The organism is Streptomyces sp. NPDC058239 (assembly GCF_042882185.1).
Taxonomy (GTDB): domain Bacteria; phylum Actinomycetota; class Actinomycetes; order Streptomycetales; family Streptomycetaceae; genus Streptomyces.
Genome location: NZ_JBHVWS010000002.1, coordinates 341,438 through 352,363 on the forward strand (window position 1 = coordinate 341,438; position 10,926 = coordinate 352,363).

At 69.1% G+C, this 10,926-nt stretch carries 6 protein-coding genes; all 6 read left to right on the forward strand.

Annotation, left to right across the window (positions count from 1 at the left end; translation table 11 throughout):
- Window positions 1-61 precede the first annotated feature (61 nt).
- A complete protein-coding gene (locus ACFVYE_RS04100) occupies window positions 62-952 on the forward strand; it encodes an FAD binding domain-containing protein (protein ID WP_389603960.1) in 891 nt (296 codons plus the stop codon).
- 2 nt (window positions 953-954) lie between these two features.
- The gene (locus ACFVYE_RS04105) at window positions 955-1,548 is read left to right on the forward strand and encodes a (2Fe-2S)-binding protein (protein ID WP_383968984.1); all 594 of its coding nucleotides are present in this window, start codon (window positions 955-957) and stop codon (window positions 1,546-1,548) included.
- Between the two features lie 2 nt (window positions 1,549-1,550).
- A complete protein-coding gene (locus ACFVYE_RS04110; RefSeq protein WP_383968987.1) occupies window positions 1,551-3,935 on the forward strand; it encodes a xanthine dehydrogenase family protein molybdopterin-binding subunit in 2,385 nt (794 codons plus the stop codon).
- A gap of 352 nt (window positions 3,936-4,287) precedes the next feature.
- The gene (locus ACFVYE_RS04115; protein WP_389603963.1) at window positions 4,288-5,739 is read left to right on the forward strand and encodes an NCS2 family permease; all 1,452 of its coding nucleotides are present in this window, start codon (window positions 4,288-4,290) and stop codon (window positions 5,737-5,739) included.
- Between the two features lie 56 nt (window positions 5,740-5,795).
- Window positions 5,796-6,947 carry an XdhC family protein gene (locus ACFVYE_RS04120; RefSeq protein ID WP_383968993.1) on the forward strand — a complete coding sequence of 384 codons (1,152 nt, stop codon included), beginning with the start codon at window positions 5,796-5,798 and terminating at the stop codon, window positions 6,945-6,947.
- 105 nt (window positions 6,948-7,052) lie between these two features.
- Complete coding sequence (locus ACFVYE_RS04125) at window positions 7,053-10,814, forward strand: S8 family serine peptidase (RefSeq protein WP_389603965.1); 3,762 nt, start codon at window positions 7,053-7,055, stop codon at window positions 10,812-10,814.
- Window positions 10,815-10,926 lie beyond the last annotated feature (112 nt).

The following is a 10,926-nucleotide window of genomic DNA, read 5'->3' on the forward strand; positions in this document are numbered from 1 at the left end:
GTCGAGGGCCGGCCGTCCCCAGCCCCAGCGAACGACCCGATTGAGAAGAAGAGAGCCACTCATGGACTTCCTTCGCCCCGCCAGCTGGGAGGAGGCGCTCGCCGCCAAGGCCGAGCACCCGACGGCTGTGCCCATCGCGGGTGGCACCGATGTGATGGTCGAGATCAACTTCGACCACCGGCGGCCCGAGTACCTCCTGGACCTGAACCGCATCGGAGAGCTGTCCGAATGGGAGGTGGGCCAGGAGAACGTACGGCTCGGCGCCTCCGTCCCGTACAGCCACATCATGGAGCATCTGCGCGCCGAGCTGCCCGGACTGGCGCTCGCCTCGCACACCGTCGCCTCGCCGCAGATCCGCAACCGCGGCGGCGTCGGCGGCAACCTGGGCACCGCGTCGCCCGCCGGAGACGCCCACCCGGCGCTGCTCGCCGCGGGCGCCGAGGTCGAGGCCGAATCCGTACGCGGGACCAGGATGATCCCGATCGACGCCTTCTACACCGGCGTCAAGCGCAACGCCCTCGCCCCGGACGAGCTGATCCGGGCCGTGCACATCAAGAAGGCCGACGGGCCCCAGCAGTACTCCAAGGTCGGCACCCGCAACGCGATGGTCATCGCGGTCTGCGCCTTCGGCCTGGCACTGCACCCCGAGACCCGCACGGTCCGCACCGGCATCGGCTCGGCCGCCCCCACCCCCGTACGGGCGAAGGAGGCCGAGGAATTCCTGAACGCCGCGCTCGAAGAGGGCGGATTCTGGGACAGCCGCGCGATCATCACCCCGTCCGTCGCCAAGCAGTTCGCCGACCTCGCCGCCGGCGCCTGCAACCCGATCGACGATGTACGCGGCACCGCGAGCTATCGCAGGCACGCGGTCGGGATCATGGCCCGCCGCACCCTCGGCTGGACCTGGGAGTCGTACCGCGGCAACGGCCGCAGCACCGAAGGAGCTGCCTGATCATGCGCGTCAATTTCACGGTCAACGGCCGCAGGCACGAGGCGGACGACGTCTGGGAGGGCGAGTCCCTCCTCTATGTGCTGCGTGAGCGGATGGGCCTGCCCGGCTCGAAGAACGCCTGCGAGCAGGGCGAGTGCGGTTCCTGCACGGTCCGTCTGGACGGTGTCCCGGTCTGCTCCTGTCTGGTCGCCGCGGGCCAGGTGGAGGGCCGCGAGGTCGTCACTGTAGAAGGTCTCGCCGACTTCGCCGCCCACCGCTCCCAGGCACACCCCGGCAGCGGCTGTGCCTCCGGCGCCTGTGGCACCGCACTCGACAAGGCCCGGCAGTGGGAGGCCAAGCCGGCCGGCGAGGAGACCCGGGACACCGGTGAACTCTCCCCGATCCAGCAGGCGTTCATCGACGCGGGCGCCGTCCAGTGCGGCTTCTGCACCCCCGGTCTGCTGGTCGCCGCCGACGAGCTGCTGGAGCGCAACCCGGAACCGTCCGACGCGGACATCCGCGAGGCGCTCTCCGGCAACCTCTGCCGCTGCACCGGCTACGAGAAGATCCTCGACGCGGTCCGCCTCGCGGCCGCCCGCGCGGAAGAAACGGTCTGACGATGGGCGTTACCGGCAACCCCGCCAGCATCAACCAGGGCACCCGCACCAAGGGCGGCATCGGTGAGTCCACACTGCGCCCCGACGGCATCCTGAAGGTCACCGGCGAGTTCGCGTACTCCTCCGACATGTGGCACGAGGACATGCTCTGGGGCCACACGCTGCGCTCCACGGTCGCGCACGCGGAGATCGTCTCCATCGACACTTCGGAAGCGCTCGCCACGTCCGGCGTCCACGCCGTACTCACCTACGACGACCTGCCGACCTCGGTGAAGAACTACGGGCTCGAGATTCAGGACACCCCGGTCCTCGCCCATGGCAAGGTCCGTCACCACGGCGAACCGGTGGCGCTCGTCGCCGCCGACCACCCGGAGACGGCCCGCCGCGCCGCCGCGAAGATCAAGATCGACTACCGCGAGCTGCCCGTCATCACCGACGAGGCGTCCGCCACCGCCCCCGACGCGATCCTCGTCCACGAGGGACGGGGCGACCACCACGCCGGGCACGTCCCGCACCCGAACATCGTCCACCGCCAGCCCATCGTCCGCGGCGACGCGGACGCGGCGGCGGCCCGCGCCGATGTGATCGTGAGCGGGGAGTACGTCTTCGGCATGCAGGACCAGGCCTTCCTCGGCCCCGAGTCCGGTCTGGCCGTGCCCGCCGAGGACGGCGGCGTCGACCTGTACGTCGCCACCCAGTGGCTGCACTCGGACCTGCGCCAGATCGCCCCCGTCCTCGGCTTGCCCGAGGACAAGGTCCGCATGACGCTCTCCGGCGTCGGCGGCGCCTTCGGCGGCCGTGAGGACCTGTCGATGCAGATCCACGCCTGCCTGCTCGCCCTGCGCACCGGCAAGCCGGTCAAGATCGTCTACAACCGGTTCGAGTCCTTCTTCGGGCATGTGCACCGTCACCCCGCCAAGCTCTGGTACGAGCACGGAGCCACCCGCGACGGCAAGCTGACCCATATGAAATGTCGCATCGTACTGGACGGCGGAGCTTACGCCTCCGCTTCTCCGGCCGTCGTCGGCAACGCCTCCTCGCTCAGCGTCGGCCCCTACGTCATCGACGACGTCGACATCGAGGCCATCGCGCTCTACACCAACAATCCGCCGTGCGGCGCCATGCGCGGCTTCGGCGCGGTCCAGGCATGCTTCGCCTACGAGGCCCAGATGGACAGGCTCGCCGCCGAACTCTCCATGGACCCGGTCGAGTTCAGGCAGCTCAACGCCATGGAGCAGGGCACCCTCCTGCCGACCGGACAGGTCGTCGACTCGCCCGCCCCGGTCGCCGAGCTGCTGCGCCGGGTCAAGGCCAGGCCGCTGCCGCCCGAGCGCCAGTGGGAGGTGGCCGGCGAGCAGGCCGATGTACGGGCCCTGCCCGGCGGACTGTCCAACACCACCCACGGCGAAGGCGTGGTACGCGGCATCGGCTACGCGGTCGGCCTCAAGAACGTCGGCTTCTCCGAGGGCTTCGACGACTACTCCACCGCCCGGGTGCGCATGGAGGTCATCGGCGGCGAACCTGTCGCGACCGTACACACCGCGATGGCCGAGGTCGGGCAGGGCGGCGTCACCGTCCACGCCCAGATCGCCCGTACCGAACTCGGCGTCGCCCAGGTCACCATTCACCCGGCCGACACCCAGGTCGGCTCGGCCGGCTCCACCTCCGCCTCCCGGCAGACGTATGTCACCGGCGGCGCCGTGAAGCACTCCTGCGAGGCCGTCCGCGAGAAGGTCCTGGAGATGGGCCGCCGCAAGTTCGGTACGTACCACCCCGCCTGGGCCACCGCCGAACTGCTCCTGGAGGGCGGCAAGGTCGTCACCGACGGCGGCGAGGTGCTGGCCGATCTGGTCGACGTACTGGAGGACGAGGCGGTCGACATCGAGCTGGAGTGGCGTCACCGGCCCACCGAGGCGTTCGACCTCCGTACCGGACAGGGCAACGGCCATGTCCAGTACTCCTTCGCCGCCCATCGCGCGGTCGTGGAGGTCGACACCGAACTCGGCCTGGTCAAGGTGATCGAACTGGCCTGCGCCCAGGACGTCGGCAAGGCCCTCAATCCGCTGTCCGTCGAAGGGCAGATCCAGGGCGGTACCACCCAGGGCCTGGGCGTCGCCGTCATGGAGGAGATCATCGTCGACCCGAAGACCGCGAAGGTGCGCAACCCCTCCTTCACGGACTATCTGATCCCCACGATCCTCGACACCCCGACGATCCCGGTCGATGTGCTCGAACTCGCCGACGACCACGCGCCGTACGGGCTCCGCGGCATCGGTGAGGCCCCCACCCTCTCGTCGACCCCGGCCGTCCTCGCGGCGATCCGGAACGCGACGGGCCTGGAGCTCAACAGGACGCCGGTACGCCCCGAGCACATCACCGGCACCTGAGTCACTGCCCTCCTGAACTCTCCGGGCGGTGCGCGCCTCCCAGGAACGTCACACTTCCGCCGCCCGCACCGCCCGGAGAAACGCAAGTGCCGTACCGCTCACGGCCATTGCGTCCACCACACACCGAAAGGGCAGTGCTACGCAGTACCCGCAGTACCCGCAGTACCCGCAGTACCGCAGTGCCAGCAGTGCGGGTGACACCGCATGCAACACGTCACATGTCACATTCCACTCTGCATGAACAGTTCGCCTCGGGCCGTCCCCCGGGTCGTGCCGCCAGCGCAGTCATCCCAAATCCCGCATATCGATTCTTCATCGCGGGTGTCCCTGTGAACCTTGGGAGTCAGGCATCATGACCCAGCAGTCAGTGGAGCCCAGGACCAGTGCGGAGGATGCGGGCCCGGGCTCGCGCGTCCCCGCCGGAAGATCCTGGCTCGACCGGTACTTCCACATCTCCGACCGTGGCTCCACCGTCGCACGTGAAGTGCGCGGTGGCATCACCACCTTCATGGCGATGTGTTACATCCTTCTGCTCAACCCGCTCCTGCTGTCCGGCCCGGACGCGGCGGGCCACCGCCTCAGCCACGCCGGGCTGATCACGGCGACCGCGCTCGCCGCAGCCGTCTCCACCCTGCTGATGGGATTCATCGGCAAGGTGCCGCTCGCTCTCGCCGCGGGGCTCTCCGTCTCCGGCGTGCTCGCCACCCAGGTGGCACCCCATATGACCTGGCCGCAGGCCATGGGCATGTGTGTGATGTACGGCGTGGTGATCGTGCTGCTGGTCGTCACCGGGCTGCGCGAGATCATCATGAACGCGATACCCCTGGCCCTGAAGCACGGCATCACCATCGGCATCGGCATGTTCATCGCGCTGATCGGCCTGGTCAACGCCGGTTTCGTGGGCAAGGGCGCCCCGGTCACGCTCGGCGTGGGCGGGCAGCTCTCCGGCTGGCCCGTACTGCTCTTCTGCGTCACCCTGCTGCTCATCTTCATGCTCCAGGCCCGCAATGTGCCCGGGGCGATCCTGATCGGGATTGTGGTCGGCACGATCCTCGCCGTCGTCGTCAACGCGGTCGGTGACATCAGCCCCGAGGCATGGGGCGGCAGCGCACCCGAACTGCAGGGCAGCGCCGTCTCGATACCGGACTTCGGGCTCTTCGGCCATGTCGAGTTCGGCGGCTGGGGCGACATCGGCGTCATGACCGTCGGCATGATCGTCTTCACCCTGGTGCTGGCCGGCTTCTTCGACGCGATGGCGACCATCATCGGCGTCGGTACGGAGGCCGGGCTCGCCGACAGCAAGGGCCGGATGCCGGGCCTGTCCAAGGCGCTGTTCATCGACGGCGCGGGCGGGGCGATCGGCGGTGTCTCCGGAGCCTCCGGCCAGACCGTCTTCATCGAGTCGGCGACCGGCGTCGGCGAGGGGGCCCGCACCGGTCTGTCCTCCGTCGTCACCGGTGTGCTCTTCGCCGCCGGACTGTTCTTCACCCCGCTCGCCCAGATCGTGCCGGGGCCGATCGCCGCCGCCGCGCTGGTCGTCATCGGCGCGATGATGATGCAGAACGCCCGCCATGTCGACTGGAGCGACCGCTCCGTCGCGGTGCCGGTCTTCCTGACCGTGGCCCTGATGCCGTTCACGTACTCCATCACCGCGGGAGTCGGCGCCGGAGTGATCTCCTTCGCCGCGATCAAGGCGGCGCAGGGCAAGTTCCGTGAGGTCGGTGCCTTCATGTGGGTGCTGACCGGCGTGTTCGTCGTGTACTTCGCGCTCAGCCCGATCGAGAGCTGGATCGGCGCCAAGTAGGACCTGCCCGCACAAGCCTCTTCCGCCCCTCCGCACACCCGTAGAAGGAGAACGTCATGCTGGACATCGCCGAAGAGCTCAACCGGTGGGTCGAGCAGGGACGCGACTTCGCCGTGGCCACTGTTGTGGCGGTCGGCGGCAGCGCGCCCCGGCAGCCGGGAGCCGCCCTCGCCGTCGACCGCGACGGCACGGCGATCGGATCGGTCTCCGGCGGGTGTGTGGAGGGCGCGGTGTACGAACTGTGCGGGCAGGCGCTGGACGACGGCATCACAGTGCGCGAACAGTTCGGCTACAGCGACGAGGATGCCTTCGCGGTCGGACTGACCTGCGGCGGCGTCATCGACATCCTGGTGACACCGGTCCGTGCGGACGACCTCGCACGGACGGTGTTCGCCGCCGCGCTCGCCGCCGCCGCACGGGGTCGGGCGGCGGCGGTCGCCAGGATCACCGACGGGCCCGCGGAACTACTCGGCCGCCCCCTGCTCGTCCACCCCGACGGCTCGTACGAGGGCGGGCTCGGCGGACATCCGGAGCTGGACCGCACCGCTGCGGCCGACGCCCGCGCGATGCTGGACACGGGCCGCACCGGCTCCGTCACCATCGGCGCCGAGGGCTCGCGCTGCGGGCAACCGCTCACCCTGCTCGTCGAATCGAGCGTCCCGCCGCCCCGGATGATCGTCTTCGGGGCCATCGACTTCGCCTCGGCGCTGGTCCGTGCGGGAAAGTTCCTCGGGTACCACGTCACATTGTGCGACGCTCGCCCCGTCTTCGCCACGAAGGCCCGCTTCCCGCAGGCCGACGAGCTGGTCGTCGACTGGCCGCACCGTTATCTCGCGACGACCGACGTCGACGCGCGCACCGTCCTGTGCGTCCTCACCCACGACGCCAAGTTCGATGTTCCGCTGCTGGAACTGGCGTTGAGGCTGCCGGTGGCGTACGTCGGCGCGATGGGCTCGCGCCGTACCCATCTGGAGCGCAACGACCGGCTGCGTCACGTCGGCGTCACGGAGCTGGAACTGGCCAGGCTGCACTCGCCGATCGGCCTCGACCTCGGCGCCCGCACCCCTGAGGAGACCGCGCTGTCGATCGCCGCCGAAATCGTCGCCGACCGGCGCGGCGGCAGCGGCGTACCGCTCAAGGGCGCACACACTCCGATCCACCACGAGGGCGGCCGGCCGTCGACCGGATTGATCACATCCGTGGCCTGAACCGTCCCGCGAATCATCATTGTCCGTGGGCGGGTTGCCGCCACGGCGGCTTCACGCCAGGTGTGAACTCAACCGTAGCTTCGGTTTTGCCTTTAGATCTGCTGCATGACATTCACACCCTCCTCCGCTTCCGGCCGGGCGAGATCCGCTCGTGCGGGACGCAGGGCTCTGCTCATAGCGACTTCGGTCGCGCTGGTGAGTGGCGCACTGTTGCCCGCAGCGGGCTCCGCATCCGCCGCCGCCGGTCAGTCCAGGCCCGTCGACCGCCAGGCCGCCGCCCCCGTCAAGGAGTACGACATCACCCTGCTCACGGGTGATGTCGTGCACTACTCGGACGGTGTCGGCAAGCAGGACACCGTTACTGTGGACCGCCCCGACGGAGCGGTCGGCGGCGTGCATGTCCAGCAGGCCGGTGACGATCTGTACGTCCTGCCCGACGAAGCCAACTCCCTTCTCGCGACGGGCAAGTTGGACCGTCGGCTGTTCAATGTCTCGGCTCTGGCCGAGATGGGGTACGACGACAGGAAGTCGGACGGCATTCCGCTGATCGCCACCTACGCGGCGAGCCAGGGCCGTTCACTGCCCGCCGCCCCTCGTGGTGCGAAGAAGACCCGCACTCTGGAGAGCATCCACGGCGCCGCGCTGAAGGCCGAGAAGGACACCACCCGGGCCTTCTGGAACGACATCGCCCGTACCTCCACGGCCCGTTCGCTGGACAACGGCATCGCCAAGCTCTGGCTCGACGGCCGGGTGGAGGCCGCCCTCAAGGACTCCGTGCCGCAGGTCAACGCCCCGCAGGCGTGGGCCGAGGGCTACGACGGCAAGGGCTCCAAGGTCGCGGTCCTGGACACCGGAATCGACGCGACCCACCCGGACGTCAAGGACCGCATTCTCGAAACCAAGAGCTTCGTGCCTGGCGAGGAGGTCCTCGACAAGCACGGCCACGGCACGCACGTCGCCTCCACGATCGCGGGCTCCGGCGCCGCCTCGGAGGGCGTCAACAAGGGCGTCGCCCCGGGCGCCGACCTGATCGTCGGCAAGGTGCTCAGCAATGAGGGCTCCGGCGCGGACTCCGGGATCATCGAAGCCATGGAGTGGGCGAAGGCCGAAGGCGCCGACGTCGTCTCCATGAGCCTCGGCTCCAGCATCCCGGACGACGGCTCCGACCCGATGTCCCAGGCCGTCGACGCACTCTCCGCCGACGGCGGGCCGCTGTTCGTGATCGCCGCGGGCAACGCGTACGGCGCGGGCACCATCGGCTCGCCCGGCTCGGCGGAGAAGGCACTCACCGTCGCCGCCGTCGACAAGCAGGACAACCGTGCGGACTTCTCCTCGATGGGCCCGCTCGTCAGGTCCTACGGTCTGAAGCCCGATCTGTCCGCACCGGGCGTGGACATCAACGCTGCAGCCTCGCAGGCGGTCCCGGGCGTCAGCGGGATGTACCGGACGATGTCGGGTACGTCGATGGCGACCCCGCATGTCGCCGGAGCCGCAGCCATCCTGAAGCAGCGTCACCCCGACTGGTCCGGCCAGCGGATCAAGGACGCGCTGATGAGCTCGTCGAAGAAGCTCGACGCGTACACCCCGTACGAGCAGGGCACCGGCCGGCTCGATGTGAAGGCGGCGGTCGACACCACGATCGAGGCCACCGGCTCCGTCGCGGTCGCCTCCTACGACTGGCCGCACTCCGCCTCCGACCCGGTCACCCAGCGGACCATCACGTACCGCAACACCGGTACGAAGGACGTCACGCTCGACCTGGCCACCGACACGGACGCCGACGCCTACACCCTGTCGACGAAGCAGCTGACCGTCCCGGCCGGTTCCACCGCCGAGGCCGTGCTTTCACTGGACCCGTCGAAGGTCGCCGGCGGCACCCAGTTCTCCGGTCAGGTCATCGCCAAGGACGCGGCGGGCACCGTCGTCGCGCACACCGGCTTCGCCCTGAACAAGGAGCGGGAGCTGTACGACCTGACGCTCAAGCTCCGTGACCGCGAGGGCAAGCCGATGGACGGCCTGGTCGTCATCGGCGAGCTCGGCGACCCGAATCTGGGCATCGTTCAGGTGTCGGGCGAGAGCACGCTGCGGCTGCCGCCGGGCAACTACAGCGCCTGGACGACCGCCGACATCGCCGGTGACCGTCCCGACTCGAAGGCCGTGGCCTTCCTCGCGGCTCCCGAGACGATCCTCGACAAGGCGACCACGGTCACCCTCGACGCGTCCAAGGCCCGCAAGGTCAGTGTGCGCACGCCGAAGGAGACCGAGACCCGACAGCTGCGATATGACATGGCACGTACCGCACCGGACGGCACAGTCCAGCGCGACGCGTACCAGATCCCGTTGACCTACGACCAGCTGTGGGCCAGCCCCACCAAGAAGGTCACGCAGGGCAGCTTCTCCTTCCTGACCCGCTGGCGGCAGGGCGAGAAGCAGCTGGATGTGTCTGCCGAGGGCCGTGATGTGCCGGTCTTCCCGCAGGGTGGTGCGACCATCGCCGAGGACGGCGAGAAGAAACTGGCCGGCGTCTTCGCGGGCAACGGCGCCGTGGCCGACTACGAGGGTCTGAACGTCAAGGGCAAGGCCGTCGTCATCCGCAGCAGTGATGCGGTCGCTCCCGCCGACCGGCTCGCCAACGCGGTGGCCGCGGGCGCCGGGGCACTGTTCGTCGTCAACGGCGGCGACGGCGTCCTGATGGAGAGCTACACCCCTTACGGGACCAAGGGCCCCATCCCGGTCGCCTCGGTCCAGCGCCTGGCGGGCGAGGACCTGATCAAGTCCGTACAGCACGGTGGGAAGATGACGATCGATCAGCGCAAGTACGCCCGCTACATGTACGACCTGGTGGACCGCCACGACAGTGTCATCCCGGACCGCTCGCTGGCGTTCGCTCCGTCGACCCGTCAGCTGGCGAAGGTGGAGAACACCTTCTACGCTCACAAGGACGTGCTCGGCGGGGGCTTCCGCTACGACATCCCGGACTACGGCCCGGGTCTCGGTTTCGAGGAGTACGAGAAGTTCCCCGGCACCCGCGAGGAGTGGGTCAACCCGCTTCCGGGCGCCTCCTTCTGGTATGAGAACCACTCGGTCTTCAACTCCGCCGAGACGGGATTCGCGCACGAGATGCGCAGCGGTGAGCTGGACTACAAGGCGGGCCGCACCTACTCCGCCGAGTGGTTCGCGCCGATTTCCCGCCCGCGTCTGGGCACCGGCTACTGGGGTCCGTTCCGTACCGTCCGCAACGACATGCAGTTCAACCTGACCGCGTGGACGGACTCCGGCGCGGGCCACTCGGGCTCCATGCCTGAGGACGAGTACGACACCACCACCACCGCGATCTACCAGGGCGACACCCTGATCAAGAAGGTCGCGGGCCGGGCCGGCTACCTCGGAGACCTGTCGCCGGAGAAGCTGCCCTACCGCTTCGTGCTCGACTCCAACCGTGACGGCGACCTGTGGAAGACCTCCACCCGCACGCACACCGAGTGGAACTTCGTCTCGGGCGCCATGGACGAGAACGGCCCGTACCAGGCCGACCTTCCGCTGCTGCAGCTGGACTACAAGGTCCACACCGACCTCGCCGGTGACGTCAAGGCAGGCAAGTGGACCGAGATCGGTATCGGCTCCGGTACGCAGGAGTGGCTGGACGGTGCGGTGAAGGCGAAGAAGGCGTCGCTGTCGGTCAGCTACGACGACGGCAAGAGCTGGAACGCCGTCGAGCTGCGCAAGTCCTCCGAGGGCAACTGGACCGGTCGGTTCAAGACCCCCGAGAAGGCCGCCGGCGGCTTCGTCTCGATCAAGGCGCACTCCGAGGCCGGGGACGGGCTCGGCATCGATCAGGAGATCATCCGGGCCTTCGGCCTGAAGTGACCTGCTGAGGTTCGCTGTTGAGGCGGCCGCACACCCCCACCGGGGGGTGCGGCCGCCGCATTCGGGGTCAGTTTCGGCTCCGCACGCCAGAAGTGATTGACCAAAACCCAGC

What these genes read in the sequence shown, in the direction of transcription:
- ACFVYE_RS04100 (WP_389603960.1), top strand. Translation starts at nt 62, where the DNA reads ATGGACTTCCTTCGCCCCGCCAGCTGGGAGGAGGCGCTCGCCGCCAAG.
- ACFVYE_RS04105 (WP_383968984.1), top strand. Translation starts at nt 955, where the DNA reads ATGCGCGTCAATTTCACGGTCAACGGCCGCAGGCACGAGGCGGACGAC.
- ACFVYE_RS04110 (WP_383968987.1), top strand. Translation starts at nt 1,551, where the DNA reads ATGGGCGTTACCGGCAACCCCGCCAGCATCAACCAGGGCACCCGCACC.
- ACFVYE_RS04115 (WP_389603963.1), top strand. Translation starts at nt 4,288, where the DNA reads ATGACCCAGCAGTCAGTGGAGCCCAGGACCAGTGCGGAGGATGCGGGC.
- ACFVYE_RS04120 (WP_383968993.1), top strand. Translation starts at nt 5,796, where the DNA reads ATGCTGGACATCGCCGAAGAGCTCAACCGGTGGGTCGAGCAGGGACGC.
- ACFVYE_RS04125 (WP_389603965.1), top strand. Translation starts at nt 7,053, where the DNA reads ATGACATTCACACCCTCCTCCGCTTCCGGCCGGGCGAGATCCGCTCGT.